Annotated in this window: 16 protein-coding genes and 3 pseudogenes; 18 read left to right on the top strand and 1 reads right to left on the bottom strand. The window is 48.0% G+C overall.

Going from position 1 to position 19836, the window contains the following annotated elements; all coding sequences use genetic code 11:
• Positions 1–55: 55 nt before the first annotated feature.
• Positions 56–313: pseudogene (gene yhaV, locus A7090_RS08140) on the top strand (type II toxin-antitoxin system ribonuclease toxin YhaV); the annotation flags it as partial.
• A 54-nt stretch (positions 314–367) separates the two neighbouring features.
• On the opposite strand, the gene agaR reads toward yhaV, so the two are convergent.
• Positions 368–1177 carry an aga operon transcriptional regulator AgaR gene (agaR, locus tag A7090_RS08135; protein WP_105273631.1) on the bottom strand — a complete coding sequence of 270 codons (810 nt, stop codon included), beginning with the start codon at positions 1175–1177 and terminating at the stop codon, positions 368–370.
• Positions 1178–1425: 248 nt separating this feature from the next.
• Between agaR and kbaZ the strand changes: the two are divergent.
• The 17 genes and pseudogenes from kbaZ to A7090_RS08045 all read left to right on the top strand — a co-directional run bounded on the left by kbaZ (position 1426) and on the right by A7090_RS08045 (position 19832).
• Positions 1426–2706 (top strand): annotated as a pseudogene (kbaZ, locus tag A7090_RS08125) (tagatose-bisphosphate aldolase subunit KbaZ).
• 26 nt (positions 2707–2732) lie between these two features.
• Positions 2733–3206 carry a PTS N-acetylgalactosamine transporter subunit IIB gene (agaV, locus tag A7090_RS08120; RefSeq protein WP_105273629.1) on the top strand — a complete coding sequence of 158 codons (474 nt, stop codon included), beginning with the start codon at positions 2733–2735 and terminating at the stop codon, positions 3204–3206.
• 10 nt (positions 3207–3216) lie between these two features.
• The gene (gene agaW / locus A7090_RS08115) at positions 3217–3996 is read left to right on the top strand and encodes a PTS N-acetylgalactosamine transporter subunit IIC (RefSeq protein WP_105273628.1); all 780 of its coding nucleotides are present in this window, start codon (positions 3217–3219) and stop codon (positions 3994–3996) included.
• Positions 3986–4864 (top strand): PTS N-acetylgalactosamine transporter subunit IID, encoded by an 879-nt coding sequence (agaE, locus tag A7090_RS08110; protein ID WP_105273627.1) that lies wholly within the window; start codon positions 3986–3988, stop codon positions 4862–4864. The genes agaW and agaE overlap by 11 nt, the downstream gene beginning before the upstream one ends.
• A 16-nt stretch (positions 4865–4880) precedes the next feature.
• Positions 4881–5315, top strand: a complete 435-nt coding sequence (gene agaF, locus A7090_RS08105) for a PTS galactosamine/N-acetylgalactosamine transporter subunit IIA (RefSeq protein WP_105273626.1) — start codon at positions 4881–4883, stop codon at positions 5313–5315.
• Positions 5312–6445 carry an N-acetylglucosamine-6-phosphate deacetylase gene (gene nagA, locus A7090_RS08100; protein ID WP_105273625.1) on the top strand — a complete coding sequence of 378 codons (1134 nt, stop codon included), beginning with the start codon at positions 5312–5314 and terminating at the stop codon, positions 6443–6445. The genes agaF and nagA overlap by 4 nt, the downstream gene beginning before the upstream one ends.
• 343 nt (positions 6446–6788) lie before the next feature.
• Entirely contained in the window at positions 6789–7943 is a 1155-nt protein-coding gene (locus tag A7090_RS08095; RefSeq protein ID WP_105273624.1) for an AgaS family sugar isomerase, read from the top strand.
• 12 nt (positions 7944–7955) lie between these two features.
• Positions 7956–8813: pseudogene (kbaY, locus tag A7090_RS08090) on the top strand (tagatose-bisphosphate aldolase subunit KbaY).
• Between the two features lie 137 nt (positions 8814–8950).
• Positions 8951–10522 (top strand): maltose/glucose-specific PTS transporter subunit IIBC, encoded by a 1572-nt coding sequence (malX, locus tag A7090_RS08085; RefSeq protein ID WP_105273623.1) that lies wholly within the window; start codon positions 8951–8953, stop codon positions 10520–10522.
• 12 nt (positions 10523–10534) lie between these two features.
• A complete protein-coding gene (locus A7090_RS08080; RefSeq protein ID WP_105273622.1) occupies positions 10535–11707 on the top strand; it encodes a MalY/PatB family protein in 1173 nt (390 codons plus the stop codon).
• An 86-nt stretch (positions 11708–11793) separates the two neighbouring features.
• Positions 11794–12270: a PTS galactosamine transporter subunit IIB gene (agaB, locus tag A7090_RS08075; RefSeq protein WP_105273621.1), complete on the top strand. Its 477-nt coding sequence runs from the start codon at positions 11794–11796 to the stop codon at positions 12268–12270.
• 37 nt (positions 12271–12307) lie between these two features.
• A complete protein-coding gene (gene agaC / locus A7090_RS08070) occupies positions 12308–13111 on the top strand; it encodes a PTS galactosamine transporter subunit IIC (protein ID WP_105273620.1) in 804 nt (267 codons plus the stop codon).
• Entirely contained in the window at positions 13101–13892 is a 792-nt protein-coding gene (gene agaD, locus A7090_RS08065; protein WP_105273619.1) for a PTS galactosamine transporter subunit IID, read from the top strand. Before agaC ends, agaD begins: the two co-directional genes overlap by 11 nt.
• A gap of 864 nt (positions 13893–14756) precedes the next feature.
• Positions 14757–15542, top strand: a complete 786-nt coding sequence (locus A7090_RS08060; RefSeq protein WP_105273633.1) for a galactosamine-6-phosphate isomerase — start codon at positions 14757–14759, stop codon at positions 15540–15542.
• A gap of 359 nt (positions 15543–15901) precedes the next feature.
• Complete coding sequence (locus tag A7090_RS08055; RefSeq protein ID WP_105273618.1) at positions 15902–16474, top strand: fimbrial protein; 573 nt, start codon at positions 15902–15904, stop codon at positions 16472–16474.
• 89 nt (positions 16475–16563) lie between these two features.
• Positions 16564–17256, top strand: coding sequence for a fimbrial biogenesis chaperone (locus A7090_RS08050; RefSeq protein ID WP_105273617.1), 693 nt, complete (start codon positions 16564–16566; stop codon positions 17254–17256).
• Between the two features lie 89 nt (positions 17257–17345).
• Positions 17346–19832, top strand: a complete 2487-nt coding sequence (locus A7090_RS08045) for a fimbria/pilus outer membrane usher protein (protein ID WP_446718720.1) — start codon at positions 17346–17348, stop codon at positions 19830–19832.
• Positions 19833–19836 lie beyond the last annotated feature (4 nt).

The following is a 19836-nucleotide window of genomic DNA, read 5'->3' as shown; positions in this document are numbered from 1 at the left end:
GCGCGTAGCACTGCCGACTGAATAACACATCCCCGTCAATACGGTTCTTGCTGCACGCTTACGCAAGTCGTTAGGCTCTGGGAAAAATAAAGACTGGTCACGGGTAAAATTTGGTGCTGGTCGTTATCGTCTCTTCTTTCGTTACAACGAAAAAGAGAAAGTCATCATTCTGGGATGGATGAACGATAAAAACACGCTGCGCACCTACGGTAAAAAAACAGATGCCTATACCGTATTCAGCAAAATGTTAGAAAGAGGACACCCTCCTGCCGACTGGGAAACCCTCACCCGAGAGACAGAAGAAACCCATTGATAATACTCACAATGCCCGCCGAACGCATTGGTGTTGACCAGCGGGCACCCTTTCTCACTCCCCGACCAGAATCACTTCAACCCCAGCCTTTCGCAGTCCTTCCAGACTATCCACAGGAATCCCTTCATCCACAATAATGGTATGGATTCGCTGGGTATCAATGATCTTATGTAAACTGGAACGATTGAACTTACTGGAATCGGTGACCACGATGATCCGCTCCGCAACTTCGCACATCCGACGGTTTAAACGGGCTTCATCTTCATTATGCGTGCTGACGCCGCGCTCCAGATCGATCGCATCCACGCCGAGAAACAGCATATCGAAATGGTAATTTTGCAGCGATTGTTCAGCCTGATCGCCGTAAAAAGATTGTGACTGACGACGCAGATGCCCGCCGGTCATCAGTAGCTCAACACCTTCTGCTTCCAGCAAGGCATTGGCCACGTTCATACCATTGGTCATCGCAATTACGTCTGTGTGCTTGCGCATCAGACGGGCAATCTCAAAGGTAGTGGTTCCGGAGTCGAGGATCACGCGGTGGCCAGGTTGAATTAGCTCGACGGCAGCTTTTGCAATACTCCGTTTCATCGCAGTGTTCAACGCGCTTTTATCTTCCACCGAAGGCTCAACTAACGGCGTCGTGCTATCGCAGATCAGCGCGCCACCGTAAGCACGCACGGCAATCCCTTGTTTTTCCAGAAATGCCAGGTCGTTGCGGATCGTTACAGTAGATACGCCATATAATGCCGACAGATCATTTACCTGTACGCTCCCTTGCTGCCGCAGCCGCTGAATGATCTGCTCTCGTCGTTCGCTCGTACCCGTCATTCGCTTCTCGCCTGAAGCGTCGGTATTACTCATAGTAAATCCTTTCATAAAACTTTCGTTTCATTTCGTTTTGACTATTAACGCCGTTCTATTAACCAAATGCAAGCCCACCATCCCCATTGACGCAAGCAGTACTCGCTCCAGAGACTTTCATTGTGTTTCTTTTGTGAATCAGATCAGAAAACCATTATCTTTCGTTTTATTTTTATATCACCATGGCGCAGTATCAATTGAAACAAAACGAAAGATCTATACCACGGCAATCTGAATTGGAGAGGAAAGTGAAACATCTGACAGAAATGGTGAGACAGCACAAAGAGGGCAACACAAATGGGATTTATGCCGTTTGTTCCGCACATCCGTTGGTGTTGGAAGCAGCAATCCGCTACGCCTGTGCAAACCAAACGCCGTTACTGATTGAAGCGACCTCCAATCAGGTGGACCAGTTCGGCGGTTATACCGGAATGACGCCCGCCGATTTTCGCGGCTTCGTTTGCCAGCTTGCTGACTCGCTGAATTTCCCACAGGATGCCTTGATTCTGGGTGGCGACCATCTTGGTCCAAACCGCTGGCAGAATCTACCCGCAGCCCAGGCGATGGCCAATGCTGATGATTTGATTAAAAGCTACGTCGCAGCGGGATTCAAAAAAATTCACCTTGATTGCAGCATGTCCTGTCAGGACGATCCGGTTCCCTTAACCGATGAAATCGTGGCCGAACGTGCCGCCCGCTTGGCGAAAGTGGCGGAAGAAACCTGCCGCGAACACTTTGGTGAAGCCGATCTGGTGTATGTCATCGGCACCGAAGTTCCGGTCCCCGGCGGCGCACATGAAACCCTAAGCGAACTGGCTGTTACAACGCCGGATGCCGCTCGCGCCACGCTCGAAGCCCATCGTCACGCCTTTGAAAAGCAAGGTCTGAATGCTATCTAGCCCCGCATCATTGCGCTGGTTGTACAGCCTGGCGTCGAATTCGATCACACCAACGTTATCGATTATCAACCCGCAAAAGCGACAGCCTTAAGCCAGATGGTCGAAAACTACGAAACGCTGATTTTCGAAGCTCACTCTACCGATTATCAAACACCGCAATCGCTGCGCCAGTTGGTGACTGATCACTTTGCCATCCTGAAGGTCGGCCCGGCGCTAACCTTTGCCTTGCGTGAAGCCCTGTTTTCGCTCGCAGCAATTGAAGAAGAACTGGTGTCCGCGAAAGCCTGCTCCGGCCTGCGTCAGGTCCTGGAAAACGTCATGCTCGACCGCCCGGAATACTGGCAAAGCCACTACCACGGTGACGGTAACGCGCGTCGTCTGGCGCGTGGTTATAGCTACTCGGATCGCGTGCGCTATTACTGGCCGGACAGCCAGATTGATGACGCTTTCGCCCATCTGGTTCGTAATCTGGCAGATTCGCCAATTCCGCTGCCGCTCATCAGTCAGTATCTGCCGCTGCAATACGTGAAAGTTCGCTCCGGCGAACTGCAACCAACGCCACGGGAACTCATTATCAATCATATTCAGGACATCCTGGCGCAGTACCACGCTGCCTGTGAAGGCCAATAAACCATAACAACAACGAGGAACACACTATGCCAAATATTGTTTTAAGCCGGATTGATGAACGACTGATTCACGGTCAGGTCGGCGTTCAGTGGGTCGGATTTGCGGGGGCAAATCTGGTGCTGGTAGCCAATGATGAGGTTGCAGAAGATCTGGTACAACAAAACCTAATGGAAATGGTACTGGCAGAAGGGATCGCCGTACGTTTCTGGACGCTGCAAAAAGTCATCGACAATATCCACCGCGCCGCCGATCGACAGAAAATCTTGCTGGTTTGTAAAACACCTGCTGATTTTCTGACGCTGGTTAAAGGTGGTGTACCAATTAGCCGCATTAACGTTGGCAATATGCACTACGCCAACGGCAAGCAGCAAATCGCCAAAACGGTTTCTGTGGATGCGGGCGATATCGCGGCGTTTAACGACCTGAAAGCCGCTGGGGTGGAATGCTTCGCTCAGGGCGTCCCGACCGAACCAGCAGTGGACCTCTTTAAATTACTTTGAGGGATTCATCATGGAAATTAGTCTGTTGCAGGCATTAGCGTTAGGCATTCTCGCCTTCATCGCTGGCCTGGATATGTTTAATGGCTTAACCCATATGCACCGTCCGGTGGTCCTCGGCCCTCTGGTCGGGCTGGCACTTGGCGATCTGCATACCGGTATTTTAACTGGCGGTACACTGGAACTGGTATGGATGGGTCTGGCTCCGCTGGCGGGCGCACAGCCGCCGAACGTGATTATCGGTACTATCGTCGGCACTGCATTTGCCATCACCACTGGCGTGAAACCCGATGTCGCGGTCGGTGTCGCCGTACCCTTCGCGGTCGCGGTACAAATGGGGATTACGTTCCTGTTCTCGGTGATGTCTGGCGTCATGTCTCGCTGCGACAAAATGGCGGCTAACGCCGATACTCGCGGAATTGAACGGGTCAACTATCTGGCGCTGCTGGCGTTGGGGACCTTCTATTTCCTTTGTGCTTTCCTGCCTATCTACTTCGGTGCGGAACATGCGAAAACCGTTATCGATGTACTGCCTCAACGTTTGATTGACGGCCTTGGCGTCGCGGGCGGCATCATGCCAGCAATCGGTTTTGCCGTGCTGCTGAAAATCATGATGAAAAACGTCTACATCCCCTACTTCATCCTGGGCTTTGTTGCCGCAGCCTGGCTTAAGCTGCCGGTGCTGGCTATTGCTGCTGCCGCGTTGGCAATGGCGCTGATCGACCTGCTGCGTAAATCACCTGAACCAACTCAACCTGCGGCACAGAAAGAGGAATTTGAAGATGGCATCTAATCAAACGACCCTGCCGAACGTCAGCGAAAACGAAGAGACTCTGCTGACCGGCGTCAATGAAAACGTTTATGAAGATCAGAGCATTGGCGCAGAACTGACGAAAAAAGATATCAACCGCGTCGCCTGGCGTTCCATGCTGTTACAAGCGTCTTTTAACTACGAACGTATGCAGGCTTCCGGCTGGCTGTACGGTCTGCTACCTGCACTGAAAAAGATCCACACCAATAAACGCGATCTGGCACGCGCCATGAAAGGCCATATGGGCTTCTTCAATACCCATCCGTTTCTGGTGACGTTTGTTATTGGCATTATCCTCGCGATGGAACGTTCAAAGCAGGATGTGAACAGTATCCAGAGCACTAAAATTGCCGTCGGCGCACCGCTTGGTGGGATTGGCGATGCGATGTTCTGGCTAACATTGCTACCGATCTGCGGCGGGATTGGTGCCAGTCTGGCATTACAAGGCTCCATTCTTGGCGCAGTGGTGTTTATTGTCCTGTTCAACGTGGTGCATCTCGGTCTGCGTTTTGGCCTCGCACATTACGCTTACCGGATGGGCGTCGCCGCGATTCCGCTCATTAAAGCGAACACGAAAAAGGTCGGTCATGCGGCGTCTATCGTTGGGATGACGGTTATCGGCGCGCTGGTCGCAACCTATGTCCGTTTAAGTACCACGCTGGAAATCACCGCTGGTGACGCGGTCGTCAAACTACAAACTGACGTTATCGACAAACTGATGCCCGCCTTTTTGCCGCTGGTCTATACCCTGACCATGTTCTGGCTGGTACGCCGCGGCTGGAGTCCGCTACGTCTGATTGGCATCACTGTGGTACTGGGCGTTGTCGGTAAATTCTGCCACTTCCTGTAAAACAAAGAGGTTTTCGATGTTAAGTATTATTTTGACGGGGCATGGCGGTTTTGCCAGCGGAATGGAAAGAGCGATGAAGCAGATTCTGGGTGAGCAATCGCAATTTGTCGCTATCGATTTTCCGGAAACATCAAGCACCGCGTTGCTCACTTCGCAGCTTGAAGAAGCCATCGCCAAACTTGATTGTGAAGACGGCATTGTTTTTCTGACTGATTTGCTGGGCGGTACACCGTTTCGCGTGGCCTCTACTCTGGCGCTGCAAAAAGTAGGGCGTGAAGTGATCACTGGCACCAATTTGCAGTTGTTACTGGAGATGGTGCTGGAGCGAGAAGGGTTGAGTTGCGAAGAATTCCGTGTACAGGCGCTGGAGTGCGGGCATCGCGGGTTAACCAGTCTGGTAGACGAATTGGGACGCAGCCATGAAGAATGTCCGGTCGAGGAAGGGATATGACGCAGATTCTACGCGCCAGACAGTTGCTAACTGAAGAGGGCTGGCTTGACGATCATCAGTTGCGCATTACTGACGGCGTGATAACCGCAATCGAACCGATTCCCGTTGGCGTGACTGAACGCGACGCTGAACTGCTCTGCCCTGCTTACCTTGACACTCACGTCCACGGCGGCGCGGGCGTTGATGTCATGGATGACGCGCCAGATGTACTCGACAAGCTGGCAATGCATAAAGCACGGGAAGGTGTTGGCAGTTGGTTGCCGACAACCGTAACTGCGCCGCTCAACGCCATTCATGCGGCGCTGGAACGTATTGCTCTACGCTGCCAGCGCGGTGGGCCTGGCGCACAGGTGCTGGGGAGTTATCTCGAAGGACCGTACTTCACACCACAGAATAAAGGTGCGCATCCACCGGAACTGTTCCGCGAGCTGGAAATTGCCGAGCTGGATCAATTGATTGCCGTTTCTCAGCACACCTTGCGCGTGGTGGCGCTGGCACCGGAAAAAGCGGGAGCATTGCAGGCCATCCACCATCTTAAACAGCAAAACGTACGGGTAATGCTGGGGCATAGCGCGGCGAGCTGGCAACAAACTCACGCCGCCTTTGACGCTGGCGCAGACGGTCTGGTGCATTGCTATAACGGGATGACGGGACTACACCATCGCGAGCCGGGAATGGTTGGCGCAGGGTTAACGGAGACGCGCGCCTGGCTGGAACTGATAGCCGATGGTCATCATGTGCATCCAGCGGCGATGTCGCTGTGTTGTTGCTGTGCGAAAGAGAGAATCGTGCTGATCACTGACGCGATGCAGGCAGCCGGGATGCCGGATGGTCGCTATACGTTATGTGGTGAAGAGGTGCAGATGCACGGTGGCGTTGTCCGTACCGCGTCCGGTGGGCTGGCGGGCAGTACGCTGTCTGTCGATGCGGCGGTACGTAATATGGTCGAGTTGACGGGTGTAACACCAGCAGAAGCGATTCATATGGCGTCGCTGCATCCGGCGCGAATGCTGGGTATGGATGATGTTCTTGGGTCGCTAAAACCGGGGAAACGCGCCAGTATTATTGCACTGGATAACAGATTGTATGTGCAACAAATCTGGGTTCAGGGTCAACGAGCTTCGTTTTGATTGTTTGCTCCTTTATTGGGCCTTCACTTCCCCTGTAAGGCCTTTCTTTTTCTTTCGTTTTGATCTGTGCAGCGGTGTCGGATGCGACGCTGGCGCATCTTATCCGACCTACGGTACGCCGCATCCGGCATTCAGTGCACATAGCGACATCATCACGCAATCCTTTAATCTTCCCTTGTCTTTTCTTTCAATGATCTCGTTTTATTTCTTTTTTCTCCATTGAACTTTCAGTTTCTTTTCTATAGATTTTAATCAACGAATGACATCACCAATTGAAATGAAACGAAAGGCAAGAGAAAGCGACAACGCCCGACGTCAAGTTCATCAGACTAAGGATTGAGTTATGCCAGAAAATTATACCCCTGCCGCTGCTACCACCGGCACATGGACTGAAGAAGAGATTCGCCAACAGCCTCGCGCCTGGCTCCGTTCACTCACCAACATCGACGCACTACGTTCCGCGCTCAATAGCTTCCTTGAACCGTTACTGCGCAAAGAGAATCTGCGGATCATCCTGACCGGTGCCGGAACCTCGGCATTTATCGGTGACATCATCGCGCCGTGGCTCGCCAGCCATACCGGTAAAAACTTCAGCGCCGTACCGACCACCGATCTGGTCACCAATCCAATGGACTACCTGAACCCAGCTCATCCGCTGCTGTTGATCTCCTTCGGTCGATCCGGCAACAGCCCGGAAAGCGTTGCCGCCGTGGAACTGGCAAATCAATTTGTACCGGAATGCTATCACCTGCCGATCACCTGCAACGAAGCGGGCGCTCTTTACCAAAACGCGATCAACAGCGACAACGCGTTTGCCCTACTGATGCCCGCAGAAACGCACGATCGCGGCTTTGCGATGACCAGCAGCATCACCACCATGATGGCCAGCTGCCTCGCGGTTTTCGCACCTGAGACGATCAACAGCCAAACCTTCCGCGACGTGGCAGATCGTTGCCAGGCGATCCTGACCTCGCTGGGCGATTTCAGCGAAGGTGTGTTTGGTTACGCACCGTGGAAACGGATTGTCTATCTCGGCAGCGGTGGCTTACAGGGCGCAGCACGCGAGTCGGCGCTGAAAGTGCTGGAACTGACCGCGGGTAAACAGGCGGCCTTTTATGATTCCCCAACCGGATTCCGTCATGGACCGAAATCGCTGGTCGATGACGAAACGCTGGTCGTGGTGTTTGTCTCCAGTCATCCCTACACCCGTCAGTACGATCTTGATCTGTTGGCAGAACTGCGCCGCGATAACCAGGCGATGCGCGTCATCGCCATCGCCGCGGAAAGCAGCGACATCATCGCTGCCGGTCCACATATCATCCTGCCGCCGTCCCGTCACTTTATCGACGTTGAGCAGGCGTTTTGCTTCCTGATGTACGCCCAGACGTTTGCACTGATGCAGTCGCTGCACATAGGCAATACGCCGGATACCCCATCAGCCAGTGGCACCGTTAACCGCGTGGTGCAAGGCGTAATCATTCATCCGTGGCAGGCATAAGAGGATCGCATTATGAGCATTATCTCCACCAAATATCTGTTACAGGACGCCCAGGCCAATGGCTACGCGGTGCCTGCTTTTAATATTCATAACGCCGAGACGATCCAGGCGATCCTCGAAGTGTGCAGTGAAATGCGATCGCCGGTGATCCTCGCCGGAACGCCGGGCACCTTTAAACATATCGCACTGGAAGAGATCTACGCCCTGTGTAGTGCCTATTCCATAACCTACAACATGCCACTGGCGCTGCATCTCGACCACCACGAATCGCTGGATGATATTCGCCGTAAAGTCCACGCAGGCGTGCGCAGTGCGATGATCGACGGCAGTCACTTCCCGTTTGCCGAGAACGTGAAGCTGGTGAAATCGGTTGTCGACTTCTGCCACTCACAGGATTGCAGCGTGGAAGCAGAACTGGGCCGCCTGGGCGGTGTGGAAGATGACATGAGCGTCGACGCCGAAAGTGCGTTTCTGACCGACCCACAAGAAGCCAAACGCTTTGTTGAACTAACAGGCGTTGACAGTCTGGCGGTGGCTATCGGCACGGCGCACGGGTTATACAGCAAAACGCCAAAAATTGATTTCCAGCGGCTGGCAGAAATTCGTGAAGTGGTGGATGTACCTCTGGTGCTGCATGGTGCCAGTGATGTCCCGGATGAATTTGTTCGTCGCACTATTGAACTTGGCGTCACAAAAGTGAACGTTGCCACAGAATTAAAAATAGCCTTCGCCGGCGCGGTTAAAGCCTAGTTTGCGGAAAATCCGCAGGGTAATGATCCTCGTTATTATATGCGCGTCGGCATGGATGCGATGAAAGAAGTTGTCAGAAATAAAATTAATGTCTGTGGTTCCTACAAAAGGTTACGGTAATTAAAAATATGTGAATAACAGTTTCTTAGCAGCTGTATTCAGACAATAAAAAACAACTTACTTCACAAATATCAAAGGTCATGATTACTTTTTCATGGCCTTGAAACTATGCTTATAAAAATCAAGGAATCTATTAAATGGCGCAGGAAAAGTCTATAAAGTCACGGGTCTGGGAGTTTTTCCAAAGCTTAGGAAAAACATTTATGTTCCCAGTATCATTACTCGCTTTTATGGGACTTCTGTTAGGTATAGGTAGTTCAGTAACCAGCCCCTCAACAATTAATAACTTACCCTTTTTAGGTGGTGAGCTTACCCAACTTACGTTTGGTTTTATTGCAATGGTAGGTGGCTTTGCATTTACTTATCTACCGGTTATGTTTGCTATTACAATTCCATTAGGGATGGCAAAGAGAAATAAAGCAGTGGGCGCATATTCGGGTTTTGTTGGCTATATGCTAATGAACATGAGTATTAATTATTATCTCACTGTTACCCATCAGCTTGCCGATGCTGCAACGATGAAGCAGGTTGGGCAATCGATAGTATTAGGTATTCAAACCTTAGAGATGGGCGTTTTAGGTGGCATCATCGCCGGAGTAATAACTTATTTTCTCCACGAACGTTTTCAGGATACTGTTTTACATGATGCCTTTGCCTTCTTTAGCGGTATCCGCTTCGTACCCATCATCACTTCGCTAACATTATCATTAGTAGGCCTGGCCATTCCTTTGCTTTGGACCTATGTGGCAATGGGCATTGCCGGTATTGGTCACATTATTCAAAGTACCAGCGTATTCGGTCCGTTTCTTTATGGTGTCGGGGTACTTTTGCTTAAGCCTTTTGGGTTGCATCACATCTTACTGGCAATGGTTCGCTTTACACCTGCGGGCGGTACAGAAATTGTCGACGGTCATGAAGTTGCCGGAGCACTTAATATTTTCTATGCAGAATTAAAAGCCGGTCTTCCTTTTAGCCCACATGTTACTGCATTTTTATCACAAGGCTTTATGCCAACCTTTATGTTTGGTTTGCCTGCTGTGGCTTACGCTATTTATCGTACAGCCAAACCAGAAAACCGTCCGGTAATTAAAGGATTACTACTTTCAGGCGTATTAGTATCTGTTGTTACAGGCATTTCTGAACCGATTGAGTTTTTATTCCTCTTTATTGCTCCTGCGTTATATATATTCCATATTATCATGTCCGGTCTGGCCTTAATGGTTATGGCAATCCTGGGCGTGACTATCGGTAATACTGATGGCGGGATTTTGGATCTATTAATATTCGGTATCATGCAGGGTACTTCCACTAAATGGTATTTAATACTTCCAGTGGGCATTGTTTGGTTTGCTATTTATTTCTTTGTTTTCCGTTGGTATATCCTTAAGCATGATATTAAAACCCCAGGCCGCGAGGAAGCATCTGATGATGCAGCTCTGGCTGTTGCTGCAAATTCAAAAGCACGAGGCAAATCTAAATACGATCATGCTGTGATTTTGAGTGCGCTTGGTGGAAAAGAAAATATTGATTCACTTGATAACTGTATTACTCGTTTGCGTTTGGTGGTGAAAGATATGTCGAAAGTGGATCAAGCCACGTTAAAGAATGCAGGAGCCCTGTCGGTGGTTGTACTAGATGCTCACAGTGTGCAGGTAATTATTGGCCCGCAAGTTCAAAGTGTGAAAACGGGCATTGAAGCTTTAATTTAACAGGAGTTGAAAATGTTCGATTTCGATAAAATTATCGAGCGTAAAAGCGACAAGTGCCGCAAATGGGATCATCAATTTGTCTGCTCACGCTTCGGCGCAGTTCCGGAGGATTTCATCCCTCTTTGGATCGCAGATATGGATTTTACTTCGCCACCAGCAGTCATTGACGGTTTTCAACGAATTGTTGAGCACGGAACTTTCGGCTACACATACGCCTTTGATGAGTTTTATGACGCCGTGATAGGCTTCCAGCGCGATCGCCACCACGTTAGCATCGAGCGAGAATGGATCACCCTGACTTATGGAACTGTTTCCACGCTGCACTATATGGTCCAGGCGTTCTGTCAGCCAGGTGATAGCGTGATGATGAATACGCCGGTTTATGACCCCTTTGCAATGGCGACGGAGCGCCAGGGAGTGAAAGTGCTGGCGAATCCGTTAAGCGTCACCGATAACCGTTATCAACTGGATTTTTCACTGGTTGAAGATCAGCTTAAAAATCACAAGCCAAAACTATGGTTCTTCTGTTCCCCACATAATCCCGCGGGGAGGATCTGGACAGCAGATGAGATTCGCCAGGTTTCAGACTTATGTAAACGTTACGATGTTGTTCTGGTGGTGGATGAAGTCCATGCCGAGCATCTGCTTGAAGGTGAGTTTGTCAGTTGCCTGGCTTGCGGAAGCGCTGATGCCGATAATCTGATCCTGTTAACCTCGCCCAATAAAGCGTTTAACCTCGGAGGACTGAAAACCTCTTACTCAGTCATTCCAAATAAAGGATTGAGGCAGCGTTTTCGCCAGCGACTGGAAATGAATTCAATCACTTCACCGAATATTTTTGGCGTTTGGGGAATTACACTGGCTTATCAGCACGCAAGACCCTGGCTGGATGCATTAAATATATATTTACGCAATAACTCCCACTGGCTTAATGATGCCCTCAAAACGCATTTTCCCAACTGGAAAATGATGACACCAGAGTCGTCATATCTGGCATGGGTTGACGTCAGTGAAAGTGGACGCACAGCAACCGAATGGGTCAACCATTTTGCCCACAACGCTGGAGTCATTATTGAAGATGGCAGCCATTATGTGCAAAACGGTGAAAACTACTTACGTTTAAACTTCGGCACCCAAAGATATTGGCTGGAACAAGCATTAGAACGGATGCAAAAAATCGCATAAACCACAAGGCAGATAATTAATTATCTGCTTTTTTTATTGCCGCCGAAGGAACAAACTGAAAACGGCAGAGATAACAGGAATAAACTATGGCCCTACCAAATATTATCTTAACCCGTATTGATAACCGTTTAGTTCATGGACAGGTCGGAGTCACCTGGACATCCGCTATTGGCGCGAATCTGCTGGTAGTCGTGGATGATGTCGTCGCCAGCGATGAAATGCAACAAAAACTGATGGGCATTACCGCAGAAACCTACGGTTTCGGTATTCGTTTCTTTACTATCGAAAAAACTATTAATGTCATTGGTAAGGCCGCGCCGCATCAGAAAATCTTCCTGATTTGCCGTACACCACAAACGGTACGTAAATTGGTGGAAGGAGGTATTGAACTGAAAGACGTTAATGTCGGCAATATGCACTTCTCGGAAGGGAAAAAGCAGATTAGCAGTAAAGTTTACGTCAATGAACAAGATCTTGCCGACTTACGTTTTATAAAACAACGCGGCGTGAATGTTTTTATTCAGGATGTTCCCGGCAATCAAAAGGAAATCATTCCTGACTAACTTCGCCACCACCTTAATATTGGTTTGAGGTAAAAAAATGCATGAAATAACCCTAATTCAAGGGCTATCCCTGGCGGCATTAGTTTTTGTCCTGGGGATCGATTTTTGGCTGGAAGCCCTGTTTTTATTCCGTCCGATAATTGTTTGTACACTAACTGGCGCTATTCTCGGTGATATTCAGACTGGCTTAATTACCGGTGGTCTGACAGAACAGGCCTTTGCAGGATTAACCCCTGCAGGTGGTGTCCAGCCGCCCAACCCTATAATGGCTGGCCTGATGAGCACTGTCATAGCCTGGTCTACCGGCGTCGATGCTAAAACGGCGATAGGTCTTGGTCTGCCGTTTAGTCTATTCATGCAGTACGTCATTCTGTTCTTCTATTCGGCATTCTCATTATTTATGGCGAAAGCCGATAAATGCGCAAAAGAGGCGGATACGGCAGCGTTTTCCCGACTTAACTGGATAATGATGTTAATTGTTGCCTCGTCGTATGCCGTAATTGCTTTCCTCTGTACTTACCTGGCGCAAGGGGCGATGCAGGTGCTGGTGAAAGCGATGCCCGCCTGGCTGACCCACGGCTTTGAAGTGGCTGGCGGCATTCTGCCTGCCGTTGGTTTTGGCTTGCTGCTGCGCGTGATGTTCAAAGCGCAATATATCCCTTACCTGATCGCCGGTTTCCTGTTTGTTTGCTACATCCAGGTCAGCAACCTGTTGCCAGTTGCCGTACTGGGCGCAGGCTTTGCGGTGTATGAGTTTTTCAATGCGAAATCCCGGCAGCAAGCGCAACCGCAGCCCGTTGCCAGTAAAAATGAAGAAGAGGACTACAGCAATGGGATCTGAAATCAGTAAAAAAGATATCACCCGTCTGGGATTTCGTTCGTCGCTGCTGCAAGCAAGCTTTAACTACGAAAGGATGCAGGCGGGCGGCTTTACCTGGGCGATGTTGCCGCTCCTGAAAAAGATTTATAAGGACGACAAACCGGGCTTAAGCGCGGCAATGAAAGACAATCTCGAATTTATTAATACCCACCCGAATTTGGTCGGCTTCCTGATGGGGTTATTAATTTCGATGGAGGAAAAAGGAGAAAATCGCGACACCATTAAAGGCCTCAAAGTAGCACTGTTTGGCCCAATCGCCGGGATTGGCGATGCGATTTTCTGGTTTACCTTGTTGCCGATTATGGCGGGAATTTGTTCATCATTCGCCAGTCAGGGAAATTTACTCGGGCCGATCCTGTTCTTCGCCGTTTATTTGCTTATCTTTTTCCTGCGCGTTGGCTGGACTCACGTCGGTTATTCGGTGGGCGTGAAGGCGATCGATAAAGTCCGGGAGAACTCGCAGATGATCGCGCGTTCGGCAACGATTCTCGGTATTACGGTGATTGGAGGGCTGATTGCTTCGTATGTGCATATTAATGTGGTGACGTCATTTGCCATCGATAGTACCCACAACGTCACCCTGCAACAGGATTTTTTCGATAAAGTCTTCCCGAATATTTTACCGATGGCCTACACCCTGTTGATGTATTACTTACTGCGGGTGAAAAAAGCGCATCCGGTTCTGTTAATCGGCGTGACGTTTGTGCTCTCAATTATGTGTTCCGCTCTCGGCATTTTGTAAATGGAACGAGGCACTGCACCTTGCGGTGCCTCAGATTGTTAATAAAGATCGCTTTGTTCTTGCCGGATGCGGCGTGAACGCCTTATCCGGCCTACAAAAGCATGTAATTTCAATATATTGCAGAAACGATGTAGGCCTGATAAGCGTAGCGCATCAGGCAATTTTGCGTTGTTCTTGCCGGATGCGGCGTGAACGCCTTATCCGGCCTACAAAATCATGCAAATTCAATAGATTGCAGAGATTGTGTAGGCCTGATAAGCGTAGCGCATCAGGCAATTTTGCGTTGTCCTTGCCGGATGCGGCGTGAACGCCTTATCCGGCCTACAAAAGCATGTAATTTCAATAGATTGCAGAGATTGTGTAGGCCTGATAAGCGTAGCGCATCAGGCAATTTTACGTTGTCCTTGCCGGATGCGGCGTGAACGCCTTATCCGGCCTACAAAATCATGCAAATTCAATAGATTGCAGAGATTGTGTAGGCCTGATAAGCGTAGCGCATCAGGCAATTTTGCGTTGTCCTTGCCGGATGCGGCGTGAACGCCTTATCCGGCCTACAAAAGCATGCAATTTCAATAGATTGCAGAGATTGTGTAGGCCTGATAAGCGTAGCGCATCAGGCAATTTTGCGTTGTCCTTGCCGGATGCGGCGTGAACGCCTTATCCGGCCTACAAAAGCATGCAAATTCAATAGATTGCAGAGATTGCGTAGGCCTGATAAGCGTAGCGCATCAGGCAATTTTGCGTTGTTCTTGCCGGATGCGGCGTGAACGCTTTATCCGGCCTACAAAATCATGCAAATTCAATAGATTGCAGAGATTATGTAGGCCTGATAAGCGTAGCGCATCAGGCAATTTTGCGTTTGCCATCAGTCTGAGCACTGCATCTTGCGGTGCCTCTTTATTCAAGGAAATTCACACCATGCAAACCCTTCAGTACGTTGAAAGCTATACGGCGCTAAGTGAACGCGCCAGCGAATATTTATTAACCTTAATTCGTAGCAAACCGGATGCCGTTATCTGCCTGGCGACCGGTGCGACGCCATTACTGACGTATCATTATCTGGTAGAAAAAATCCACCAACAGCAGGTTGATGTCAGCCAACTGACCTTCGTGAAGCTCGACGAATGGGTAGATCTGCCATTAACGATGCCTGGCACCTGTGAAACTTTCCTTCAACAGCATATCGTACAGCCGCTGGGTCTACGTGAAGACCAGCTCATCAGCTTTCGCTCCGAAGAGATAAATGAGACAGAGTGCGAACGGGTAACGAACCTGATTACGCGCAAAGGCGGTCTGGATTTATGCGTTCTCGGACTAGGGAAAAACGGTCATCTTGGGCTAAACGAACCAGGGGAAAGCCTGCAACCAGCCTGTCATATCAGCACACTTGATGCCAAAACGCAGCAACATGAGATGCTTAAAACCGCTGATCGCCCCGTTACACGCGGGATCACCCTGGGCCTGAAAGATATTCTCAATGCCAGAGAAGTGTTGCTGTTGGTGACTGGTGAAGGTAAGCAGGATGCAGCGAAACGTTTTCTTACTCGTAAAGTGAATTGTTTAACACCAGTGTCATTGATGTGGCTACATAATAACTTTACTTGTTTATTTGATAAATTAACACTGGAGAAACATAATTACATACTTTAAATTAACACACATAACAACATGCCCAATTAAATAACGTTTAATAACATTGAACATAATTCCCACTTTATGTTCAATGTTTAAATTATAGAAGAACACGTTACTTAATTCAGTAATCCCCCCCCATTTCGCCGCGAAAAAAAAAAAATAAATCATTAAACTCATGTGGTTACATCACTCAAAAAACATAAAAATTTTATATGGAAATAATAAAAACATAATATCTCCATATATAAATATTATCCGAAATTTAACTTTGACATTAGTAAAAATGATTCAGTTTGTATAATATCTGTAGTAGATGTTACCCACACATTCACATTGAATATCAATTTAATACTTAGACATGGAGAAAGTTATAAATGAATCACGTTACAAAAACAGCTCTCGCAGGATTACTTGCACTTTTCGCAGCAAGCGCCTCAGCAACAGACGGAACCATTGAATTCAAAGGTGAAATTTTGGGTACTGTCTGTGAATTTGCCGATAGTGACGTAGTTGAGGTTCAGCTAGGCAGTTATGCCTCTCATCAGTTTAAGTTTGTGGGTGATAAATCCCCAACTGTCCCTTTTACTATCCCCTTAAAAAACTGCCCAACAACTGCATGGGAGCATGATGATGGTAGTGTTGATGCTTCCTTCCAGTTATGGCTGGAGACGCGTTCCGGTGGAACGACGGGTCCCGATAATAATCTTGTTGCTGTTACGGGTGCAATCTCGACAGAGACTGCGGAAGGTGTTGGTATTCATATTGAAAAAGATGCCAATACACCAATGGCACTTAACAAACTCAATAGCCCGAGAACCATTTTCCCGATTACGGGTGTCACAATGGATTTAAATTTAGCGGCTTACTATGTGTCAACTGTAGAATCCACTGCGATCAAACCCGGCGATGCTGATGCTACGGTGGATGTCACTCTTGACTACCGTTGATTATTAACCATGAGTTCATAGTCATTTATTTTGTCTCTTTAGCAGTTTACTGTTAAAGAGACAGTTTTATTTTGTAGCGGTAACAGAAGATGAAGATTAAAAAATCGATTACACTATTTTTACTATTAGCAGGTTGGGTTAACCAGAGTCTTGCTGGTGGTATTCTTCTGGAAAGAACACGTGTTGTTTATAATGACAGCAAGAAAGAAGCCGCATTGTCAGTCACTAATCAAAGTGATAAACTTCCCTATTTGTTGCAATCCTGGGTAGAAAATGGCACGAACTCTTCTCGAGGCCCTTTTATTATCACGCCTCCGCTATTTCGTCTTGATGCGGGAGACAATTCTTCATTGCGGATCATTAAAACTGATGGCAATCTTCCGAGTGACAAAGAGTCTCTTTTTTATATTAACGTCCGTGCCATTCCGGCTGTAGATAAAAATGAAAATCAAGACAGTAACTTACTCACTCTGGTCTTTAAAACACGAATAAAACTATTCTTTAGGCCAGCGAATTTGAAGGGGCGACCTTCAGATGCTTATAAAGGATTACAGTTTACCAGGAAGAGCAATCAACTGGATATTTATAATCCATCCGCATATTACGTTGTTTTTTCAGGGTTGGCTGTAGGGAAAACAGTTCTTACAGATAAAATCGAGTTTATTTCACCCGGTGAACATAAACAATTACCGTTGCCATTAATTGCAGAAAACACAGTGAAGTGGGCTGCAATTAATGACTATGGCGGCAATACTGACACCTACACATCCACTTTACAATAATTATTTATACAAGGTCTGTCAGCACAACAGGAAAATAAGGACAAAAGGGAATAATGAGAACTAAAAGAAAAAATGTCTCTTTACCGGTCATGAAACCGCTTTCCTGCTGGTTAAAAACGGTATTACCTGTTCTGCTCACCGGAGGCGCTCTTCTTCCTCACCAGGCTATAGCTGACAATTACTACTTTGATCCCACCTTGTTGGAAACCGCAAAAAGTGGTCAAAGCGCAAGCGATTTGTCTGCGTTCTCAGGGAAAAATACACATGCTCCCGGTGAATATGATGTTGAGATCGTCATCAACGAAAAAAAGACGGGACGGAAAAAAATCACCTTTATTTTGGATGATAGCGGGCAGCTTCAACCACAATTGACTATAGGTCTGTTACGTGAATTAGGTTTCAAAGTTGATGAGATTGAATCACTCAATACTCTGGATGATAGCGCTCTGGTCGCCGATTTATCCAAAAGCGTGCCGGGAAGCACAACAAAAATAGCGCTCAACCAGAACAAAATTATTTTAAATATACCGCAACTATTCCTGTTGCACGCTCCTTCTGGCTATGTTGACCCTGCACGTTGGGATAATGGTATTCCTGTACTGTTTACCAACTACAGTTTTAGTGGTTCAAACAGTCATTATAGCAGTAGCGAAAATAATGAAAGGATGTACCTTAATATGCAAAACGGGGTCAATATCGGCCCCTGGCGATTACGTAATTACTCCACATGGACACATAGCAGCGACCAGAATCGTTGGGATAGTATTAATACCTGGTTGCAGCGTGATATTAAGGTTTTAAAGTCGCAATTCGTTCTTGGTGAAAGTGCCACAGATGGCGCGGTTTTTTCCAGCGTTCAGTTTACCGGTGCCAGACTTTATTCCGACCAGAACATGTTACCAAATAGCTTGCGTGGTTTTGCCCCGACTATCCGCGGGATCGCTAATACCAGCGCCATCGTCACTGTTCGCCAGAATGGCTATACCATTTATCAAAGTAATGTCCCGGCGGGAGCTTTCGAAATCAACGATCTCTATCCATCGTCATTTAGCGGTGATTTAGAGGTCACCATTGAAGAAGCTGATGGCAGTATTCGCCGATTTACTCAGCCATTTTCAGCACTTCCGGTGATGCAACGACCGGGACATATCTCATACAGCATGACCGCAGGTCGCTTTCGCGCCGATCCATCATCGGATAGTAAAGAACCCGAATTCATTGAAAGTACAGCATTTTACGGTCTCAACAATATATTCACTCTTTATGGTGGCGTGACCGGATCGAAAGATTATCAGGCAGTCGCATTAGGTATCGGCAGCACGTTGGGAATTCTGGGAGCACTTTCCACTGATTACACATATGCAAAAACACAGTTAGAAAATAGTGAAAAATTTTCCGGGGAAGGTTTACGGTTTCAATATATTAAAGACATACCAGAAACAGAAACAAGCATTTCACTCAGTTATTCGCGTTATACCAACGCAGGTTTCTTTACCTTTGCCGACGCTAACCAGCGCGATATTGATGTGAATAATCACCAACGCAGCGAGGCGGTTTTCAACATTAACCAAACGCTGACCGATAGCCTAAGTTTTTATATTTCAGGTACGCAACGAGAATACTGGGGAGATGAACAACGCGATCGTAACCTTTCAGTCGGGCTGAACGGTTATCTCGCAGGCATCAGTTACAGCGTGAGTGGGCAATTCACCGATTATGCCGATCGCGATAGTGACAGAGCAATCTTTATTAGCATGAGTGTCCCTCTGGCTCGTTGGTTACCCGATGCCCAGGCAACATTTCGCGTCACGGATGAAAAATACCGTTCTACGCAATATGAGGCTGGCGTTACCGGTTCTTTCCTTGATGACAACCGATTAAGTTACAGTCTTAGACAACGAATGAGTGAGGATGACAGCAACAACGGTAGTACGCTTTCTGGCAGTTACCGTTCTGCTTATGGCACGCTTAACGCAAGCTATGACTACTCATCAAACAGTCGCCAGTACAGCTACGGACTTTCAGGTGGCATTGTCGCGCATCCTCATGGTGTTACGCTTTCACAACCGCTGGGTAATTCATTTGCCCTCATTGATGCTAAAGGCGCATCAAATATCCGAATTAAAAATTACCCCGGTATAGCTACCGATTACTTCGGTTACGCTGTTATTCCTTATTTAACGGCTTACCAGGAAAACCGTATTTCCTTAGACACCACCACAATGCCAGATAATGTGGATGTCCAGGAAACAGCAAAGATTGTCGTACCGGGTCAGGGGGCGGCAGTTATTGCAGACTTTAATACTCAAATTGGTCACAGGGTATTACTGGCACTGACTGACGCCCAGGGTAAGCCTATACCTTTTGGCGCTGTTGCCAGTAATGAAGGTCAGTTTCAGCAAAGTATTGTCGATGAAGCAGGTATTATTTACCTCTCCGGTATCAATACGCAACCACAAACCTGGAAGGTTCGCTGGGGGAATGAAATAAGCCAACAATGTCAATTTACGTTCAGTCTGAACGATAAAACACAAATTACCGCCACAGTTATTCGTGATTCGGCAAAATGTCTTTAGGGAG

The sequence above is a fragment of the Escherichia sp. MOD1-EC7003 genome (assembly GCF_002965065.1).
Taxonomy (GTDB): domain Bacteria; phylum Pseudomonadota; class Gammaproteobacteria; order Enterobacterales; family Enterobacteriaceae; genus Escherichia.
Note: the sequence above shows the minus strand (reverse complement) of the source record. Positions and strands in the feature narration are given on the sequence as shown.

Coding starts and splice junctions, on each gene's coding strand:
- agaW (WP_105273628.1), top strand. CDS start 3,217: ATGGAAATTAGTCTGTTGCAGGCATTAGCGTTAGGCATTCTCGCCTTC.
- agaC (WP_105273620.1), top strand. CDS start 12,308: ATGCATGAAATAACCCTAATTCAAGGGCTATCCCTGGCGGCATTAGTT.
- agaE (WP_105273627.1), top strand. CDS start 3,986: ATGGCATCTAATCAAACGACCCTGCCGAACGTCAGCGAAAACGAAGAG.
- agaD (WP_105273619.1), top strand. CDS start 13,101: ATGGGATCTGAAATCAGTAAAAAAGATATCACCCGTCTGGGATTTCGT.
- agaV (WP_105273629.1), top strand. CDS start 2,733: ATGCCAAATATTGTTTTAAGCCGGATTGATGAACGACTGATTCACGGT.
- nagA (WP_105273625.1), top strand. CDS start 5,312: ATGACGCAGATTCTACGCGCCAGACAGTTGCTAACTGAAGAGGGCTGG.
- agaR (WP_105273631.1), bottom strand. CDS start 1,177: ATGAGTAATACCGACGCTTCAGGCGAGAAGCGAATGACGGGTACGAGC.
- agaF (WP_105273626.1), top strand. CDS start 4,881: ATGTTAAGTATTATTTTGACGGGGCATGGCGGTTTTGCCAGCGGAATG.
- A7090_RS08080 (WP_105273622.1), top strand. CDS start 10,535: ATGTTCGATTTCGATAAAATTATCGAGCGTAAAAGCGACAAGTGCCGC.
- A7090_RS08050 (WP_105273617.1), top strand. CDS start 16,564: ATGAAGATTAAAAAATCGATTACACTATTTTTACTATTAGCAGGTTGG.
- agaB (WP_105273621.1), top strand. CDS start 11,794: ATGGCCCTACCAAATATTATCTTAACCCGTATTGATAACCGTTTAGTT.
- A7090_RS08045 (WP_446718720.1), top strand. CDS start 17,346: ATGAAACCGCTTTCCTGCTGGTTAAAAACGGTATTACCTGTTCTGCTC.
- malX (WP_105273623.1), top strand. CDS start 8,951: ATGGCGCAGGAAAAGTCTATAAAGTCACGGGTCTGGGAGTTTTTCCAA.
- A7090_RS08095 (WP_105273624.1), top strand. CDS start 6,789: ATGCCAGAAAATTATACCCCTGCCGCTGCTACCACCGGCACATGGACT.
- A7090_RS08055 (WP_105273618.1), top strand. CDS start 15,902: ATGAATCACGTTACAAAAACAGCTCTCGCAGGATTACTTGCACTTTTC.